This is a genomic window from Enemella dayhoffiae, from assembly GCF_002250625.1.
In the GTDB taxonomy this organism is placed as follows: Bacteria; Actinomycetota; Actinomycetes; order Propionibacteriales; family Propionibacteriaceae; genus Enemella; species Enemella dayhoffiae.
In genome coordinates this window covers 452,904-469,334 of the sequence record NZ_NMVQ01000001.1, presented here as the reverse complement: position 1 = coordinate 469,334, position 16,431 = coordinate 452,904, and the positions used below count along the sequence as shown (strand labels likewise).

Annotated in this window: 19 protein-coding genes; 8 read left to right on the top strand and 11 right to left on the bottom strand. The window is 70.9% G+C overall.

The features are described from left to right. Positions 1 to 6: 6 nt before the first annotated feature. Genes CGZ93_RS02290 through CGZ93_RS02280 form a run of 3 tightly spaced genes read left to right on the top strand, consistent with a single transcriptional unit; the run spans position 7 to position 2,070 of the window. A complete protein-coding gene (locus CGZ93_RS02290; protein ID WP_094362501.1) occupies positions 7 to 942 on the top strand; it encodes a pirin family protein in 936 nt (311 codons plus the stop codon). Beyond that, positions 929 to 1,387 (top strand): SRPBCC family protein, encoded by a 459-nt coding sequence (locus CGZ93_RS02285; protein WP_094362500.1) that lies wholly within the window; start codon positions 929 to 931, stop codon positions 1,385 to 1,387. The genes CGZ93_RS02290 and CGZ93_RS02285 overlap by 14 nt, the downstream gene beginning before the upstream one ends. After that, the gene (locus CGZ93_RS02280; protein ID WP_094362499.1) at positions 1,387 to 2,070 is read left to right on the top strand and encodes a histidine phosphatase family protein; all 684 of its coding nucleotides are present in this window, start codon (positions 1,387 to 1,389) and stop codon (positions 2,068 to 2,070) included. The genes CGZ93_RS02285 and CGZ93_RS02280 overlap by 1 nt, the downstream gene beginning before the upstream one ends. A 109-nt stretch (positions 2,071 to 2,179) precedes the next feature. On the opposite strand, the gene CGZ93_RS02275 is transcribed toward CGZ93_RS02280, so the two are convergent. The 8 genes from CGZ93_RS02275 to CGZ93_RS02235 form a co-directional block, all read right to left on the bottom strand. Beyond that, on the bottom strand, positions 2,180 to 2,722 hold the full coding sequence (locus CGZ93_RS02275) for a DUF4333 domain-containing protein (RefSeq protein WP_094362498.1): 543 nt from the start codon (positions 2,720 to 2,722) through the stop codon (positions 2,180 to 2,182). Positions 2,723 to 2,928: 206 nt separating this feature from the next. Next, the gene (locus tag CGZ93_RS02270) at positions 2,929 to 3,375 is read right to left on the bottom strand and encodes a DUF4333 domain-containing protein (RefSeq protein WP_094362497.1); all 447 of its coding nucleotides are present in this window, start codon (positions 3,373 to 3,375) and stop codon (positions 2,929 to 2,931) included. 98 nt (positions 3,376 to 3,473) lie between these two features. After that, on the bottom strand, positions 3,474 to 4,298 hold the full coding sequence (locus CGZ93_RS02265) for a hypothetical protein (protein ID WP_094362496.1): 825 nt from the start codon (positions 4,296 to 4,298) through the stop codon (positions 3,474 to 3,476). Then, positions 4,282 to 5,481 carry a homogentisate 1,2-dioxygenase gene (locus CGZ93_RS02260; RefSeq protein WP_094362495.1) on the bottom strand — a complete coding sequence of 400 codons (1,200 nt, stop codon included), beginning with the start codon at positions 5,479 to 5,481 and terminating at the stop codon, positions 4,282 to 4,284. The genes CGZ93_RS02265 and CGZ93_RS02260 overlap by 17 nt, the downstream gene beginning before the upstream one ends. Positions 5,482 to 5,559: 78 nt before the next feature. Further along, positions 5,560 to 6,075 (bottom strand): MarR family winged helix-turn-helix transcriptional regulator, encoded by a 516-nt coding sequence (locus CGZ93_RS02255; protein WP_094362494.1) that lies wholly within the window; start codon positions 6,073 to 6,075, stop codon positions 5,560 to 5,562. A gap of 91 nt (positions 6,076 to 6,166) precedes the next feature. Next, on the bottom strand, positions 6,167 to 7,795 hold the full coding sequence (locus CGZ93_RS18175) for a PRC-barrel domain-containing protein (RefSeq protein WP_141211039.1): 1,629 nt from the start codon (positions 7,793 to 7,795) through the stop codon (positions 6,167 to 6,169). A gap of 178 nt (positions 7,796 to 7,973) precedes the next feature. Continuing rightward, positions 7,974 to 8,504, bottom strand: coding sequence for a hypothetical protein (locus CGZ93_RS02240; protein ID WP_094362492.1), 531 nt, complete (start codon positions 8,502 to 8,504; stop codon positions 7,974 to 7,976). Positions 8,505 to 8,539: 35 nt separating this feature from the next. Next, a complete protein-coding gene (locus CGZ93_RS02235) occupies positions 8,540 to 9,673 on the bottom strand; it encodes a serine/threonine-protein kinase (RefSeq protein ID WP_094362591.1) in 1,134 nt (377 codons plus the stop codon). A 59-nt stretch (positions 9,674 to 9,732) separates the two neighbouring features. Between CGZ93_RS02235 and CGZ93_RS02230 the strand changes: the two genes are divergently transcribed. Next, positions 9,733 to 10,947 carry a hypothetical protein gene (locus CGZ93_RS02230; protein WP_141211038.1) on the top strand — a complete coding sequence of 405 codons (1,215 nt, stop codon included), beginning with the start codon at positions 9,733 to 9,735 and terminating at the stop codon, positions 10,945 to 10,947. Between the two features lie 17 nt (positions 10,948 to 10,964). On the opposite strand, the gene CGZ93_RS02225 is transcribed toward CGZ93_RS02230, so the two are convergent. Beyond that, positions 10,965 to 11,471: an MBL fold metallo-hydrolase gene (locus CGZ93_RS02225; protein ID WP_229117137.1), complete on the bottom strand. Its 507-nt coding sequence runs from the start codon at positions 11,469 to 11,471 to the stop codon at positions 10,965 to 10,967. Positions 11,472 to 11,506: 35 nt separating this feature from the next. On the opposite strand from CGZ93_RS02225, the gene CGZ93_RS02220 reads away from it, so the two are divergent. Then, positions 11,507 to 11,848: a helix-turn-helix domain-containing protein gene (locus CGZ93_RS02220; protein WP_094362489.1), complete on the top strand. Its 342-nt coding sequence runs from the start codon at positions 11,507 to 11,509 to the stop codon at positions 11,846 to 11,848. Positions 11,849 to 11,903: 55 nt separating this feature from the next. Here CGZ93_RS02220 and CGZ93_RS02215 read toward each other — a convergent pair whose 3' ends face one another. Together CGZ93_RS02215 and CGZ93_RS02210 are read right to left on the bottom strand one after the other, a co-directional pair. Next, a complete protein-coding gene (locus CGZ93_RS02215) occupies positions 11,904 to 12,785 on the bottom strand; it encodes an NAD(P)-dependent oxidoreductase (RefSeq protein ID WP_094362488.1) in 882 nt (293 codons plus the stop codon). Continuing rightward, positions 12,785 to 14,284 carry a four-carbon acid sugar kinase family protein gene (locus tag CGZ93_RS02210; protein ID WP_094362487.1) on the bottom strand — a complete coding sequence of 500 codons (1,500 nt, stop codon included), beginning with the start codon at positions 14,282 to 14,284 and terminating at the stop codon, positions 12,785 to 12,787. Before CGZ93_RS02210 ends, CGZ93_RS02215 begins: the two co-directional genes overlap by 1 nt. 149 nt (positions 14,285 to 14,433) lie before the next feature. Between CGZ93_RS02210 and CGZ93_RS02205 the strand changes: the two genes are divergently transcribed. The 3 genes from CGZ93_RS02205 to denD all read left to right on the top strand — a co-directional run bounded on the left by CGZ93_RS02205 (position 14,434) and on the right by denD (position 16,429). Further along, positions 14,434 to 14,835 carry a LysR family transcriptional regulator substrate-binding protein gene (locus CGZ93_RS02205; protein WP_176451599.1) on the top strand — a complete coding sequence of 134 codons (402 nt, stop codon included), beginning with the start codon at positions 14,434 to 14,436 and terminating at the stop codon, positions 14,833 to 14,835. Positions 14,836 to 14,976: 141 nt separating this feature from the next. After that, positions 14,977 to 15,369 (top strand): phage holin family protein, encoded by a 393-nt coding sequence (locus tag CGZ93_RS02200; protein ID WP_094362486.1) that lies wholly within the window; start codon positions 14,977 to 14,979, stop codon positions 15,367 to 15,369. 46 nt (positions 15,370 to 15,415) lie between these two features. Continuing rightward, positions 15,416 to 16,429: a D-erythronate dehydrogenase gene (denD, locus tag CGZ93_RS02195; RefSeq protein WP_094362485.1), complete on the top strand. Its 1,014-nt coding sequence runs from the start codon at positions 15,416 to 15,418 to the stop codon at positions 16,427 to 16,429. Positions 16,430 to 16,431: the final 2 nt, after the last annotated feature.

Sequence of the window (16,431 nt, the reverse complement as noted above, 5' to 3'; positions counted from 1 at the left end):
CGGACCATGACCGAGCTGGAGCTGCTGAGCCCGCGCGAGGTCCCGTTGGGCGGTCCGCGCGCGATGACGGTACGCCGGACCCTGCCGCACCGGGAGCGCTCGTTCGTCGGGGCCTGGTGCTTCGTCGACCACTACGGCCCAGATCGGGTCGCGGCCACCGGCGGGATGGACGTCGCCCCGCACCCGCACACCGGTCTGCAGACGGTGAGCTGGTTGTTCTCCGGGGAGATCGAGCACCGCGACTCCGCCGGCGTGCACGCGATGGTCCGCCCCGGCGAGCTGAATCTGATGACCGCCGGCTCCGGGATCTGCCACTCCGAGGTGAGCACGCCGGCCACCGACGAGCTGCACGGGGTGCAGCTGTGGGTGGTGCTGCCCGCCACGGCCAGGGACACCGGCCGCGACTTCCAGCACCACGCGGCCGAGCAGGTCGAGCTGGCCGACGGGATCACCGGGCGGGTGTTCCTCGGCGACCTGGCCCAGGAGCGCTCGCCGGTGCGCACGTTCACCTCCCTGCTCGGCGCCGAGCTGACCCTCGCCCCCGGCACCGACACCCGGCTCCCGGTCCCCGCCGGGCACGAGCACGCGGTGCTGGTCGACCGCGGCGGCGTACGCCTCAACGGCCGCGAGCTGGCCGCCGGTGACCTCGGCGTGCTCGAGCGTGGACCGTCCCGGCTGGAGCTGGGCAGCGACGGACCGGCCCGGGTGATCCTGCTCGGCGGCGAACCGTTCACCGAGGAAATCGTGATGTGGTGGAACTTCATCGGCAGCGACCACGACGAGGTGGCCGGATTCCGCGAGGAGTGGCAGGCGCACGGCGACCGGTTCGGCGCCGTGCGGGGCTACCGGGGCGAGACCGGCCGGATCCCCGCCCCGGCGATCCCCGGCGTACGCCTGCGCCCCCGGGGCCGTGTGGCAGGATCGCGACGTGAGCGACACTGAGCAGCGCACCGTCACCGCCAGCCGGGTGATCGCTGCGGACGCGCGGAGCATCTTCGAGCTGATCGCCGACCCGGCGAACCAGCCCCGCTGGGACGGCAACGACAACCTGGCCGAGGCGCCGGCCGGGCAACGGATCACCGCGGTCGGCCAGCTGTTCACCATGACCCTGACCCAGGGCTCGGTGCGGGAGAACCACGTCGTCGAGTTCACCGAGGGTCGGCTGATCGCCTGGCAGCCCGCCGAACCGGGTGCGCGTCCCCCGGGGCATCTGTGGCGCTGGGAGCTGGAGCCACTCGAGGACGGCCGGACCCGGGTCACCCACACCTACGACTGGACCGGGCTCACCGACAGCAACCGGATCCCGCGCGCCCGGCGTACCACCGCTGACTGGCTGCGGGCGTCGCTGTCCCGGTTGGCCGACGTGGCCGAGCGTACGGGGGAGTAGTGCCCCCGGCCCACCGTCCGCAACGCATCATCCTGGTCCGCCACGGGGAGAGCGAGGGCAACATCGACGACCGGATCTATGAGACCGTGCCCGACCACGCCCTGCACCTGACCGAACGCGGCCGGGAGCAGGTGATCGCGGCGGGTGAGCGGATCCGCGCGCTGGTCGGCGAGGAGACGCTGCGGATGTGGGTCTCCCCCTACACCCGCACCCTGGAGACCGCCGCCCTGCTCGGCCTGGGCGTCCCGGCCGACGAGGTACGCCTGGAGCCGAGACTCCGCGAACAGGACTGGGCCAACTTCCAGGACCCGGCCAAGATCGCCGAGGAGAAGCGGCTGCGCAACGACTACGGCCACTTCTGGTACCGGTTCAGCCATGGCGAATCCGGCTCCGACGTCTATGACCGGGTATCCACCTTCCTCGAATCGCTGCACCGAAACTTCGACGACCCGGCGATGGAGCGCAATGTCGTGATCGTCACCCACGGGCTGACGATGCGGCTGTTCTGCATGCGGTGGTTCCACTGGAGCGTCGACTACTTCGAGTCGATCTGCAATCCGCCCAACGGCACCTTCGTCGTGCTGGATCGCCAGCCCGACAACCGGTACAAGCTGCTCGAGCCGTTCGAGCAGTGGGACCAGGCGGTGGTGCCGACCGCCCGGGAGCGCAACTCCTGGCTCTGACTCCTCGAGAGTGCGGCCCGTCGCGCACAAGGAAACCCGCCCCCCGGGGGAGAGTCCGGGGGACGGGTTCGTCTCAGGGTGCCCGCTCGGCGGGTCAGCCGGGTCCGGCTCAGCCGACCTGCTCGAACTTCATGTTCACCGTGCGGCCGCTGATCGAGGTGGCGGTGACCTTGACCTCGATCTGTCCACCGGGCAGCTTGCTGTCGGCGACGGTGCAGTTCACGCCGGCGCCCACCCGGGCGGGCAGGTCGGCGGGGCACTGCACGTTCGGATAGAACCCGTACCTCTTCTTGATTGCGCTCGCCACCTCATAGACCACGGTCTCCTTCGGGACGTACCCGTTGCGTACGCCGGGGTCGCTCGGCGCGGTGGGGGTCTGGCCGTCCTGCGTGGGACGCGGGGTGGTCGGGCGCTGGGTGGTCGGGCGCTGGGTGGTCGGGCGCTGACTGCTGGTCGGTGAGCTGCTCGGCGTACGGGTGGTGGGCGCACTGGTGGGTGCGGTGGTGGGCTCGGTCGGCGGGGCCGGCTGGCTGACCGGCGGCTCCGGGGCGCGGGGGCCGGCGAACGAGGTCGGCAGCACCGAGCAACCGGAGAGGGCCAGGCCAGCAGCGGCTGCGGCCAGGAGGGCGGCGAGCGAACGGGTGGTCTTCATGACGACTCCTGTCGAGGATCGGGTGCCGGGTCTCCGGCGGTTTACATGAGTACTGACGGGGCGATTCACCGAGTGGTTCCCATCTGCAAAGATGCGAATACTGGTGGATTCCCGCACAACTCCGGTCTCTTGACGGCCCGCGGCCGGCTGGACCGCAGGCTCTCGTCGGTGCGATGCCAAGAACCCGGGAGTTCTGCGGGAGGTGGTCAGGAGACGGTGCGGAAGCGGAAGTTCACCTGGCCGGTGGAGTCGACGGAGATGACCTCCACCTCGACCCGGCCCTTGTCGTCGACATCGCGCCAGTCGCAGGTCATCTTCGTCCCCACTCGCGCGTCAAGATCGGCCGGGCAGTCCACGATCACGGTGCGACCGGTCTTGTCCTTCACCTCGTTCATGATCGCCACCTCCACCTGGATGCGGGCCACCTTGCCGCGGGAGCCACCGCCGGGGCTGGGTGACTCACCGGGCTCCGGGGAGGCGCTGTCCTCCGGGCTGGGCTGGATGGAAGGCGAACGGGTGGTCGGGGCCGCAGCCGGAGAACTCGCGCTGCTCGGACTGCCCGAATAGGGCTGGAAGGTGATGCCCGTGCAGGCGCTGAGGGCCAGTGCCGCACCCAGGGCGGCCGTTGCGAGGCGAATCGAGGTGCGCTTCATGATGACTCCTTGGTGGGGGGCAGATCGCCGGAACGCCGGAGCGACGCGTTCACATCTGCAAAGGTTCCCAACTGCAAAGACCCGTTCCGCCGGCCGCGTCAGAGCAGGCCAAGACCCCGCAACTCCTCGACCGGCTCGTCGATGCTGCAAGTGCCGAAGGAGCGGAAGGCTTGGCGTACGCCCGGATCCAGCTCGGCCACCCGCTCGGCCACCACCGCACCGTCGCGCTCCGCCAGGGCACCCGCGACGTCGCCAGCGCGCTGTGCCTCCGCGGTGGCCCAGAGCAGGTTGGCGAAGCCGTGCTGCTCGCGGTCCCCATCGGTGTTGCGCAGCGCGTGATGCAGTCCGGCCGTCGCCTTGAACGGGACACCGAGACGAACCGCCGACTCGATCGCCGCCGCCAGCTGCTGTTCGCTCGGATAGAGGTCGGCGGTCACCCCGCCGGTGCGGAATTTCGCCCGGCACGGGGTGCCGGCGAGGGCCTCCAGCACCTCCTCCGAATATCCGCCATCGGGCGTTAGCGGCACCTCGAGGAAGAGTTCAACCCCCGGCAGCACCGCGGCCAGCTCGGCCATGTGCCGCCCCACCTCACGAGGGGCGAGCTCCCCGATCAGCAGTTCGAAGGCGGCGAGCCGGACGGCGGCCAGGGTGAAGCAGATCTCGGCCACCTCTGGCGCCCGGGTCACCTCGACCCCGGTCACCGACACCTCGACCGAGCCGTCGGCGTACCCCCTGGTGAGCCGCGGCAGCTCATCCAACGCCGCGCTCGTGAGCACCAGCGGACCAACCAGCTCGCGATACTTCGAGCGTCGGTGGTTCCGGTGAGCGGGGACCGCTTGTTCCAGCGGTTTCAACCCTGGTGGGAAAATTGCCGCGTCGTCCAGCATCCCGCGGAACAGCTGCGGGTCAGCGGCGGTTGGCATTCCAGCTCCCCGCGTAGGCCTCGTCCTCGCAGCCAGCGGCACCCTCGCCGAGCTCGAGCGGGCGGAAGGTGTCCACCATCACCGCCAGCTCGTCGAAGAACTCCACCCCGATGGAGCGCTCGTACGCCCCCGGCTGCGGGCCGTGCACGTGACCGGCCGGATGCAGCGAGATCGACCCCTGACCGATCCCGGATCCCTTGCGTGCTTCGTAATCCCCGCCGCAATAGAACATCACCTCGTCGGAGTCGACGTTCGCGTGATAGTAGGGCACCGGGATCGCCAGCTTGTGATAGTCGACCTTGCGCGGCACGAAGTTGCAGATGACGAAGTTGTGCCCCTCAAACACCTGGTGGCTCGGCGGCGGCTGGTGCACCCGCCCGGTCAGCGGCTCATAGTCGTCCACGCTGAATCGCCACGGATACAGGCATCCGTCCCAGCCGACCACGTCGAACGGGTGGGTCGCGTGCACCATCTCGGTGCCCGCCATCCGCCCACCCGGGCCGTGATGCTTGACCAGCACCGACACGTCGGTCCCGGTCATCTCGAACGGTTCGCTCGGCCCGTGCAGGTCGCGCTCGCAATAGGGCGCGTGCTCGAGGAACTGCCCATAGCGGGAGAGGAACCGCTTCGGCGGTGCGATGTGGCTGTTCGCCTCGACGATGTACGCCCGCAGCGGCTCGGCACCCCGGGGCAGCCATCGGTGGATCGTGCTGCGGGGGATCAACACGTAGTCGTGTTCGACCACGTCCAGGACGCCGAACACGGTCTCCAGCCGGGCCTCCCCGGACTCGATGTAGACCAGCTCGTCACCGGCCGCGTTCTTGTACAGCGGGCTCTCGGCCCGCGCGACCACGTAGGCCAGGCGTACGTCACCGTTGCCGAGCAGCAGCCGACGCCCGGTGACCACGTCGGTCTCGGACCAGGTGTCCTCGGTGAACAGGGCGTGCAGCGTGAAGTGCCGCGGTAGCAGCGGATCGTTGGGGCGGGTCTGCTGATCGGGCAGCTCCCACTTCTTCACGGTGACGATGGCCGAGGGGATCTCGCGGTGATAGAGCAGCGAGGAGTCCGAGGAGAACCCCTCCTCACCCATCAACTCCTCGTAGTAGAGCCCGTCCGTCGAAGGGTTCCGGTGCTGGGTGTGTCGCTTGGGCGGGATGCTGCCCACGCTGCGGTAGTACGCCATCGGTCCTCCCCTTCGACCAGTTAATACATCAATGTATCAAAGTGTAGCGCCGATCACACAACTTGTCAGCGGTCCGAGTCAGGTCCGGCCACGGATGGTGATGTCGGTCCTCATGATCAACTTCTCCAGCAGCCCGGTCAGGGTCTCGCGTTCCCAGGGGGTCAGCGCCTGCGCCCACTGCTGCTCGCGCCGGTGGTGCTCGGCGAACAGCTCGGTGATCTCGGCCCGGCCGGCCTCGGTCAGCGTCAGCGTCACCGATCGGCGATCATGGTTATCGGTCTTGCGGGTGAGTACTCCGGCCGCCTCCAGCGGGGTGGTCAGGTTCGAGGTGGCGGCCCGGCTCTGCCCGGTCAGCTCGGCGGCCCGCTTCGACTCCAGCGGCCCGGCGAGCCAGAGCACGAACATCAGTCGGAACGCGGCCCAGGAGCGGCCGCGCGGCCGGTGGATGGACGACTCCAGGTCATAGGTGATCACCGCCGAGGCGCGGTTGAGGGTGAGCAACAGCCGGGTGGCGGTCGGGTCGGTCGCGTCACCCTGGTCGGCCAGCCGGGTGCTCGCTCGGTCGACGAAACTCCAGAACTCCCGCGCTTCCATGGCGAGAGTCTGTCAGGCGATCATCCGGAGACGACGAACGCCCCGGTGCGGTGGGCACCGGGGCGTTCGAGGTGTACGCCGGGTCTGCGGCTCAGCGACCGCCGCCGGGCAGGTCGTCGCGGATCTGGCCGTCACCGTCACGGTCCAGCTTGCCCTTCAGGCCGCCCTGACCACCCTGGCCGCCCTGGCCACCGGGGCCCATGTCGCTGACCGGAGTGCCACCGAGACCGTGCTTGTCGCCCTGCTCGCCCTGGCCCTGCTGGCCATGCTGGCCGGTCAGGTCACCGGCGTCGAGGCGGCCGTCGCCGTCGCGGTCCATCCGGCCCTGCAGGCCACCCTGCTGACCCTGCTGGCCCATGCCCTGCTGGCCTGCCGCGCCGCCCATGCCGCCCTGCTGCATGCCCTGCTGGCCGACGCCGCCCTGCTGCTGGTGGCCCATGCCGCCCTGCTCGTAGCCCTGCTGGCCGACACCCTGCTGACCCATCCCGGGCTGCTGCTGACCCATCCCGGGCTGCTGCTGACCCATCCCGGGCTGCTGCTGACCCATCCCGGGCTGTTGCTGACCCATCCCGGGCTGCTGCTGACCCATCCCGGGCTGCTGCATGCCCTGCTGGCCCATGCCGCCCTGCTCGTAACCCTGCTGACCCATGCCGCCCTGCTGACCCATGCCGCCCTGCTGACCCATGCCGCCCTGCTGGCCCATGCCGCCCTGCTCGTAACCCTGCTGACCCATGCCGCCCTGCTGGCCCATGCCCTGCTGGCCCATGCCCTGCTGGCCCATGCCCTGCTGACCGTGCTGTCCCTGCTGGCCGTGGTGAGCCGCGCCGGCGGCGGCAGCTCCCAGGCCGGGGGCACCAGCGGCACCAGCGGCACCGGCAGCGGCCCCGGCCGCACCGTGGCCGCCGTGCTGCTGACCCTGGCCGCCGTAGCCCTGCGCGTCGCCACCGTGTCCGAGGCCGCCCTGGTGACCGCCGTCGCCGTACCCCTGGGCGTCACCCTGGTGTCCGAGGCCGCCCTGCTGGCCGGCGTTGCCGTACCCCTGGGCGTCGCCCTGGTGTCCGAGGCCCCCATGATCGCGGTCGCGGCCGCGGAGATCGTCGGAGTCGAGGCGGCCGTCGTTGTCGCGGTCGACCTTCATCCCGCCATCGCGGTGCCCGTCATGATCGCGGTCGCGGCCGCGAAGGTCGTCGGAGTCGAGGCGGCCGTCGTTGTCGCGGTCGAGGCGCTCCTTCATCCCGCCATCGCGGTGCCCGTCATGATCACGATCATGGTGACCCGCCGCAGCACCAGCAGCACCGGCCGCACCCGCGGCTCCGGCCGCGGCACCCGTCCCGCCGTGGCGGTCGTGGCGACGCAGCCGCTGCTGCTCCTCGCTCTGGGCCGACTTCTCGCGGTTCCGCTCCTGCACGCCATAGAAGCTGTACAACTTCGCCTCGGCCGAGGGGGTCAGGTGCTCATCCACATCGAGGTTCGGGGCGTCCTTGATCCGCGCCTTGTCATACGGGACCCGGATCTCGCCGTCGGTGTAGGTCGCGTCCTGCAGCGGAACGAAGGTCTCCTTGGTTCCGAACAGGCCGGTCGAGACGGTCACCCAGCTGGGACGCCCCGTGTCGTCGTCGAGATAGAGCTGGCCGACACCACCCACCTTGTCGCCGTCCTTGTCATAGACGGTGGCGTTGAGCAGGGAATCGATGTCGTTGTGGTGGTTTTCGCTGGTCATGATGCTCCTCACGTGGGGCTGATTCTGGCCGGGAGTCGTACATACCTTGCAGTGGATTTGACTATATCCACGCCCACCAGTCACCTGTCCACACCCCGGCGGATGCTTTGAGGCGCTGCTCAGCCGGGTCTAAGGAAACGTGAGAAATCACACCCACACAGGGAATGCGGGACTCGACTCAGCCTCGCAGGACCTGGTCGGTGTGCCGCATCGCGCGATCGGCGCGCTCCGCGCCATAGATCAGCAGAAACTCCGCGATCTCCGGATAACGCTCCCGGACCAGTTCCGCCGCACCGACGAAATCGGTGGCGGCGGCGGTCTGCCGGCACACCTCCTGGATCTCGGTGGCGAGGTGTCGGGTACGCCGGGCGGTCCCGCTGGGCGGGGCGTTGAGCACATCGGAGGCCTTGGCGTTGCGGTGCAGTTCCTCCAGCGCGGCCGGCAGAGCGGTGACGCCCTGGTCGACCTGCTGGGCGATCCGGATCATCCACTGCAGCCGTTGGGCGGCGGCGGGGTTGCCGATCTTGATCCGATGCCCGTTGATCAGCTGCGAAAGCATGGGCGCCGAGATGCCGAGCAGCTCGGACATGCGCGCCTGGGTCAGGTGCAACGAGCGGGAGCAACGACCGAGCACGTCCTGGAGCGGCTCACCATAGAGCTCGATCTGCCGGGCACGCGTCTGCGACACCTCGGCCTCACCACGCTGCATCGGCCCTCCCACATTTTGCGGACGCAAACATCGGCTCAGAAGATAGCAAGGCCCAGGGCCACCAGCAGACAGATGAGTCCGGCGATTCCCAACACCCAGACCGAGCGGGGCGTACGCCGCCGCGCGGCCAGTCCCGCTCCCGCCGCGGTACGCCCCGGCGTACCCTGCTGCACCGGTCCGGGCGCCGACCCGGCCGGAGTCCACGGGTGCGCCCCCGTGGGCGCGTACGGCTGACTCACCGGCGACCCGGCGAGCACCGGCTGCGGACCGGTGATCGGGGTACCCGGCGCCCACCCACCCGCGGGTGTCTGACCGTCGCGCGACAGTGGACCGTGCGGGCCCCAGTCCGGGGGCAGTGGGCCGACCTGGTCGAACACCTCGACCGGTTCGTCACCGGCGCCGTGCCGAGCCACCACACCGCGCAGCGACGCCCGGGCCGCTTCGGCGCTGTCGAACCCGTGCCCGGAGTCGGCGGCCATCCGCTCGGTCAGCGTCACCAGCTCCGGCGCGCAGTCCACATCGGACAGGTCGAACGGCGGCTCCGTCTCGGTCGGCCGGCGACCGGTCAGCATCTCCGCCAGCACCATCGCTGCGGCGTACAGGTCCTGGGCAGGTTCGGGATCGACGCCCATCCGCGCCAGCGGGGACATGTACCCCGGCGTACCGACAACCTCGGTGGTGTGGGTGAGTCGCGGGTCGTCACCGCGGGCGGCGATCCCGAAGTCCGCGAGCCGGACCCGCGGCAGGCCCGTCCCGGTCGCCTCGAGCAGCAGGTTGGCCGGCTTCACATCCCGATGGATCAGCCCCGACGCGTGCACCGAGGCGAGCGCCTCGAGCAACTGGTCCGTGATGATCATGGAAAACCAGTCGGGCAGTCGACCATAGTCGTTGATCATGGTCGCCACCGAGCCGCCGGTGACCAGGTCCATGGTGAACAGCACCCGATCGTCCTCACCGACCCAGGAGGTCGGAGCGCCCACGTGGGGGTGATCAATCCGGGTCCCGGTCTCCCGGATGAACCGCAGCAGGGCGGTGGAGTCGGACTGCTTCATCACCTTCGCTGCGCAATATTGCGACCGCTTCCAGTCCCAGACCCGCCAGACACTGCCGGCGCCGCCCGCGCCGATGGGGTCGACCAGCTCGAATCGCCCGCCGAACACTTCACCCATGTCCGCCAGCATGCCAGCCGCGAGCCCGAATCCACCGGCTGCTGCGGAACAATGGCGCGGTGACTCCCGCACCAGCCGGACCAGCCCCCGGTCGCCGCGTCCGGTCGGTACGCCGGGTGCTTGCGACGGCGACGGCGGCCGGACTGCTGCTCGGCGGTGCCCTCGGCGGGGCACCGGTGGCGGCCGCCGCGCCGGGGCAGGTCGCCGGGTCCACCGATCCGGCCGCGGCCGAACCGCTCCCGCTCGGGGACAGCACCACCACCCTCGGCAACGCCCGTGACCGGATCGACCGGAACCGCTACTTCCGGGCCAACCGCACCACGCCGAGCGGCCGACTGATCGTCGGGGCGGCGATGCAGCCGCCGGGAATGGCGCACGACGGCTTCTCGATCCAGACCAGCCGCGCCCAGAACCGCACCTGCCTGCACAACAGCAACTTCGGACCCTCCCGCGGTGGCGCGGTGATCGGGGTCAGCGGAGACGCGTTGGACGGCTGTCCCCCCGAGCCGGGGATGCTCGTCCAGGTGCAGCGTGCCGACCTGACCGACATGCCCCGCAACAACGAACCGGCGCCCGCCCTGGTCCGGGTCCTGGAGGTGCCCGAGGTGCGCAACCTGAACGACCTGCCGGCCACCCTGCCGCCGCCGAAGACCCAGGAGCTGCCGACCGGTGAACAGGGCAGGGTGACCCCCGGCACGTTGACCGCACCCGCCTCGATCCAGTCGACCCGCAGCTATCGCCTCTCCCTCGACTCGGGAACCGTGCACGTGTTCAGCGTCCCGGTCGACTGGGGCCAGTGGTTGCAGGTGCAGGCCCAGATCGCGCCGTCGGAGGCCGTCGCGGCCGTGTCCGACCAGCGACCGCAGTTCGGGATCGGGGTGCTCGGACCCGACCTGGGCGAGGCCGAGGAAACCGTGTCCACGCTCACCGGAGACGCCGACACCTTCGACGCCGTCACCGAACCGGTGGCACTGCGCGCCTATTCGCGCAGTGGCAGCAAACCCTTCCTCGCCGGCCGCTATCTGGTGGCGCTCTGGTTGTCCCCGGACAGGCTGGCCGGCCCGCTGCGGGTCGACTACACGCTGACCACGCGCGTCGGTGGCGAGGTCACCGGCGTCCCCGACTTCGGGGGCGAGCAGATCCGCGGCGTGGATTCCGGTCAGCTGCCGCTGCGCCGCTGGATCGCCCTCGGCGTCGGCGGGCTCGGCGGCGGACTGCTGGTCGCGGCCGGCGCGGTCTGGTTGGTGAACCGTCGGCGTACGCCTGTCGGCTGAGCTGACCGCCGCGACCGTCAACCGGGTCCGGGACCCGGCTCGTGGGCGGACACGATCTCGCACCCCTGCGCGTGGCGCTCCCGCAGCCAGCGCCGGCTGTCCGCCCAGGCCGCCCGTTCGGTGCGCAGGTGACGTTCGAACAACGCCAGCCCCGGCGGTGCCGGGCGGCCGGACACGGTGCGCGAACTGAAGATGGCGTCCCCGGCGTGGATCAGCTCGCCGCGTCCGGGCCGCTCGATGACCACGCCGCAGTGCCCGCTCAGGTGGCCGTCCAGGGCAGCCAGCCGGACCCCGTCGGCGATCCGGGCCGTCGGCCGCCCGGCGTACGCCTCGGACAGCACGTGCGGCGTCCAGCGAGGGCCGTGGTCCCACTGAGCGGGGTGCAGTCGGTCCAGCAGGTCACGCCGCAGCGCCGGGGTGATCAGCGACAGCTGGGTCGCGGAGAGGTGCACCTTGGCCGACGGGGAATCCACGATCCCGCCGACATGGTCGACGTCGAGATGGGTCAGCGCGAGGTCGGTCACCGGACGCGGGTCGACACCCAACGCCTGCAGTTGCTGTGTATCCGCATGCCAACGACGACGAGCCCTCAGGTCGACCTGGAGGCAAGACCGTCGGCCAGGCGGCCCGCGAGCTCGGTGTGGCCGCGCACGTGCTGCGGCACTGGGAGGACGAGGGCGTGCTCGTGCCCGCGCGGGACGGGCTCGGCCACCGGCGCTACCGCGACACCGATCTGGCGCTGGCCGCGGAAGTGCAGCGGGCTCAGCGCGCCGGGCTCTCCCTCGCCCAGATCAGACAGTTCCTCGCCGCCGACCCGTCGCAGCGCGCGGCCCTGTTCGCGGCGCACCGCGAGATGCTGCTGCTGGAGTCCGCCCGGCTCGGGCAGGCCGCCGCGGCGTGACGGACACCCTGACCCGCCCACCCGAGCCCGGTTGCCCCTACGGCGTCTGAGGAGGCTAGGCAGGCGGCGCCGGTTCGCCGGCCGTCCGGGCGCGGCGGGCCACCTCCACCATCGCCGAATCGTCGGTACGCCCCAGCCCCTCGGCCTGTCCGGAGCGGAACAGGTCCAGGGCCGCCGCCGCCAGCGGAACCGGCTGGTTGACTCCCGCCGCGGCGTCGGCGACCAGCCCCAGATCCTTGGCGATGATGTCCACCGCCGAGGAGACCGGCACCTCCGGATAGTCCAGCATGCGCGCGCCCCGGTCGGCGAACATGAACGACTGGGCCGCACCGCCGCGCAGTACCTCCCAGCACACCCGCGGATCCAGGCCCATCGCCTCGGCGTACGCCAACGCCTCCCCGGCCACCGCGACGTGTACGCCGCAGAGCAGCTGGTTGACCAGCTTGAGCCGCTGCCCGTCGCTGGACTGCGGCCCGACCACGTGCACCGTGCCGAGCGCAGCCAGCATCGGCCGAGCCCGCTCGAGCGCCACCGGGTCGCCGCCGACCATCAGCAGCAGCTCACCGGTGCCGGCCCGCACCGACCCACCGGAGACCGGGGCGTCCACCATCGCCAGGTCGCGCTCGGCCAGCCGGGCGGCGACCTGCTCGGCGGCCTCGGTGCCGATGGTGGCGAACACGACCACCACCGTGCCGGGGGCGAGCGTGTCGATCACCTGATCGAGCACCGCGTGCACCTGGGCCGGGGTGGCGACCATCAGTCCGACCACCTCGGCGTCGGTGACCGCGGCGGCCGCATCCGCCGCGTCGGAAACGCCGTCGCGGCCGCGGACGGCAGGGTCGAAGCCGGTCACCGCAAACCCGTTGCGGGCAAGCTGTTCGGCCATCGGACCGCCCATCGCGCCCAGCCCGATCCAACCGATTCGCGGCTGGCTCATCACTTGCCTCCCTGCTCCGTCGTCTGGCTGAACCTGCGCAGCACATCTGCGAGTGCGTTCTCATCACCCACGTTTCCGGCGAACACCACATAGGGCACGCCGACCACCTCCTGTGGTGCATCCACCGCACGCAACACCGACACCATCCCCTGGAAAAGCTGCCCCAGCACGATTCCCCGGCGAATGCCCAGTCCCCTGACCGCCACGTCGTGGGAGGTGATCCCGCCCTTGGCGACCACCCAGGCGGGTTCGGCCCGGCGTACCTGCTGCACGACGTCGACGATCGCCTGGGAGACCGTCCGGGCGATCGCCAGCGACTCCTCGCGATCGTCGGTGGAGATCACCTCCCGGCTGGTCAGCAGCAGCACGTCGCTGTGCTGCAGCGCCCGGGTGACCAGGCCGGCGGTCGCCTGCACGTGGGCGGTCGCGTCGTCGCCGAGCAGCTCGGGGACCGACAGCTCCACCTCGACCAGTCCGCCGCGGGCCCGCGCCTTCGCCAGCTGCTGGCCGGTCAGCCCGACGTGCGAGCCGACGACGAGCAGGCCGTGACCGCCGCCGGTCCGCCCGTCGGGCCAGATGTCCTCGGCGGTGAGCACCTCGCGCGGTTCGATGCCGCTCAGTGCCCGGACGAAGCTCGGGCCGGACCGGGACAGGAAGCTGCGCCCCTCGGCCTGCACCCGGTGCACCGCCAGCGCCACGGTCTCCAGGTCGGCATAGTCGGTGGCGTTCACCACGAACCAGGTCGGCCCTTCGACAGGCTCAGGACGTGGCCCTTCGACAGGCTCAGCAGTCGAGCGCAGGGCGTCGGCGACAGCGTCCACCCCACCGGAGCGGATCAACTCCAGCGACAACGACCGCACTCGGTCCCCGCCCAGCTCACCGCCACTCACCTCGGCCAGGAAGTCGACCAGGCTGGAGGAGCGATAACCGAACGTCTTGTCCCGGGCGAACTCGGTTTCCCCAACCGGGACGGGGTTTCCGCCGACCATCGCCCAGTGCACGTCACCCGCGGTGAACCGCCCCGCCTCCAGATAGGTCGGCACGAGCAGCACCCCGTCGAACCCGCTCCCGTACGCCTCGGCGCGCGCCCGGTCCAGGGCGTTCACCTCGGTCAGCACGTGCCCGCGCAGGGTCGAGTCGCTGCGACTGACCACGTCCACCGGCCAGTCGCCCTGCATCGCCAGGGCGAAGATTCCCTCACCCAGCTTGAAGTTCTGCGATTCGGCCACGTTGCGCGGCAGGCTGCGCGAGTTGGTCAGCAGGAACGCGGTCGCCCCCGGCTCGGTGAGGGCTGCGGCGTACTCGCCTCGTTCGAGCACGGTGACCACCTCGACACCGTGCACGCTCTGCGACCCGGTCGGGTCGTCGTCGAGGGCGACGGTACGCCGACCCTGCCGCTCCCGCAGTTCCCGGATCTCGGCCCGCCGGCCGGGATCGGCCACCGGTTTGGGGGCCTGGGCGAGGATCGTGGACAACTCGGGTGTGCCGGTGGCGGTCATGGGTCGATCGTCGTCCTGCCGGCCCGACCGGTCAAGGGAGCGCGGCCGACTTGGCGGCGCCGGGATCAGCCCACCTCCCGCCGGCCGGTTGGCAGGCGGATCCGGTCGCGCAGGCCCCCGTTGGCCCAGTCCGAGCTACGGATGAAGTCGTGCGGGAGACCAAGCTCGACGCGGCTCAGTTCGTCCAGTTCCCGCACGGTGGCGTCACCCAGCTCGATCTCGGTCGCGGTCAGGTTTCCGGTGAACTGTGCCGCAACCACCCGCTGTCCACCGCCACCGAGCTCACCTGGGCCCAGATCGAGGACGAGGCGTTCCTGGCCCTGCCGGAGAGCGCCGGCCCGCTGCGGGACTTCTGGTTGGCGACCGATCGGCGTACCCGTCCGGCGCGGATCGGCGGGGTCGTCTCCAGCATCGAGGCAACCGCCGAGGGGGTGACAGCGGGGGTCGGAGTGTGTCTGGTGGCCGCCGGTAGCGCCCCCTTCCTGTCCCGGCCCGGGATCGTTGCGGTGCCGGTCCTCGACCTGCCGCCCAGCCGACTGGTGCTGGCGTGACGGCGCGGTGACCATCGGCCGGCGGTCGACCTGGTCCGCCGCGCTGCCGCCACCCTGTCCGACTGAGGGGTTGCCCACCTCAGGGACGGACCCGGGCGGTTCCCGATTGGGCGCAAGCGGTTCACCACGCAGGCTGGAGGCATGCGTACCGCCATTCGAGTCATCGCCACCGCCCTCGCCGTCGCCGTCGCCGCCCTCCTCGTCCCCGGGATCGACGTACGCGGCAGCAGCACCCCCGCCCTGATCGGCACCGTGCTCGCCGTCGCGGTGATCATCGGGTTGGTCAACGCGTTCGTGAAGCCGATCGTCGAGTTCTTCACCGGCTGCCTGATCTGGCTCACCCTCGGACTGTTCCTGCTCGTGGTGAACGCGCTGATGCTGCTGCTCACCTCCTGGCTGGCCGGCAACCTCGGTCTCGGCTTCCATGTGTCCGGCTTCTGGGCCGCCGTGTTCGGTGCCATCGTGATCAGCCTCGTCTCCGGCCTCGTCACCGCCCTGGTCGATCGCCCCCGCTCCCGCCGCACGGCTGGCTGACGCGGTAACGGTGGCTCAGCCTGTCGAAGCCACCTAGGCTGACTCCATGCGCATCGTGATCACCGGCGGTCACGGGTTCCTCGGCAGCGCCGTCGCCCGGGAACTGTTGGACCGCGGCCAGTTCGACGGCCGCGCGATCGACCAGGTGCTGCTCGCCGACCGGTTCGTGCCGGAGCTCTCCCCGTTCGCCGGCGAGCAGCGGGTGTCCTCGGTGGGCGGCGATCTGGCCGACACCCTGCCCGAACTGTTCGCCGAACCGGTCGACGTCCTGCTGCACCTGGCGGCCGCGGTCTCCGGTGAGTGCGAGCGCGACTTCGACCTCGGCATGCGCGCCAACGTCGACGTCACCCGCGCCGTGCTCGACGCGTGCCGGGCCCAGCACGAGGGCGGCGGTCCGCTGGTACGGCTGTTCTTCTCCTCCTCGCTGGCCGTCTACGGCGGCGACGACGCGCTACCGCTGCCCGAGGTGATCAGCGAGTCGGTGCTGCCGCTGCCCCAGGGCAGCTACGGGATCCAGAAGTTCATCTGCGAAAACCTGGTCGCCGACTGCACTCGCAAGGGGTTCGTGGACGCTCGGGTGGCCCGGTTGATGACAGTGAGCGTACGCCCGGGTCGTCCCAACGCCGCCGCCTCCAGCTTCCTGTCCGGGATCATCCGCGAACCCCTCGCGGGGGAGCCCGCCACCTGCCCGGTCGACCCCGGCCTGAGGGTGCTGCTCGCCTCGCCGAGGCGTACCGTCGAAGGAATCCTCGCCGTCGCCGAGGCGACCCGCGGCACCGAGCCCGGACAACTCACCGGACGGCTTCCGGTGAACCTGCCCGGTATCGCGGTGACCGTCGGCGAGATGCTCACCGCCCTGCGCCGGATCGCCGGCGACGAGGTCGCGGATCGGGTCACCCTGCAACCGGATCCGGTGATCGAGGCGCTCGTGCAGACCTGGCCGCGCGGGGTGGACAACTCCCGCTCGGCGGCCCTCGGTCTGCAGCCGGACGCGGGGATGGACGAGATCATCGAGCAGTACATCGCCGACCATCCCGATGCGGTCGCCGCGGCCAACTGAGT

Coding starts and splice junctions, on each gene's coding strand:
- CGZ93_RS02265 (WP_094362496.1), bottom strand. CDS start 4,298: ATGCCAACCGCCGCTGACCCGCAGCTGTTCCGCGGGATGCTGGACGAC.
- CGZ93_RS02290 (WP_094362501.1), top strand. CDS start 7: ATGACCGAGCTGGAGCTGCTGAGCCCGCGCGAGGTCCCGTTGGGCGGT.
- CGZ93_RS18175 (WP_141211039.1), bottom strand. CDS start 7,795: ATGACCAGCGAAAACCACCACAACGACATCGATTCCCTGCTCAACGCC.
- CGZ93_RS02210 (WP_094362487.1), bottom strand. CDS start 14,284: ATGACCGCCACCGGCACACCCGAGTTGTCCACGATCCTCGCCCAGGCC.
- CGZ93_RS02275 (WP_094362498.1), bottom strand. CDS start 2,722: ATGAAGACCACCCGTTCGCTCGCCGCCCTCCTGGCCGCAGCCGCTGCT.
- CGZ93_RS02235 (WP_094362591.1), bottom strand. CDS start 9,673: ATGGGTGAAGTGTTCGGCGGGCGATTCGAGCTGGTCGACCCCATCGGC.
- CGZ93_RS02255 (WP_094362494.1), bottom strand. CDS start 6,075: ATGGAAGCGCGGGAGTTCTGGAGTTTCGTCGACCGAGCGAGCACCCGG.
- CGZ93_RS02215 (WP_094362488.1), bottom strand. CDS start 12,785: ATGAGCCAGCCGCGAATCGGTTGGATCGGGCTGGGCGCGATGGGCGGT.
- denD (WP_094362485.1), top strand. CDS start 15,416: ATGCGCATCGTGATCACCGGCGGTCACGGGTTCCTCGGCAGCGCCGTC.
- CGZ93_RS02240 (WP_094362492.1), bottom strand. CDS start 8,504: ATGCAGCGTGGTGAGGCCGAGGTGTCGCAGACGCGTGCCCGGCAGATC.
- CGZ93_RS02200 (WP_094362486.1), top strand. CDS start 14,977: ATGCGTACCGCCATTCGAGTCATCGCCACCGCCCTCGCCGTCGCCGTC.
- CGZ93_RS02260 (WP_094362495.1), bottom strand. CDS start 5,481: ATGGCGTACTACCGCAGCGTGGGCAGCATCCCGCCCAAGCGACACACC.
- CGZ93_RS02270 (WP_094362497.1), bottom strand. CDS start 3,375: ATGAAGCGCACCTCGATTCGCCTCGCAACGGCCGCCCTGGGTGCGGCA.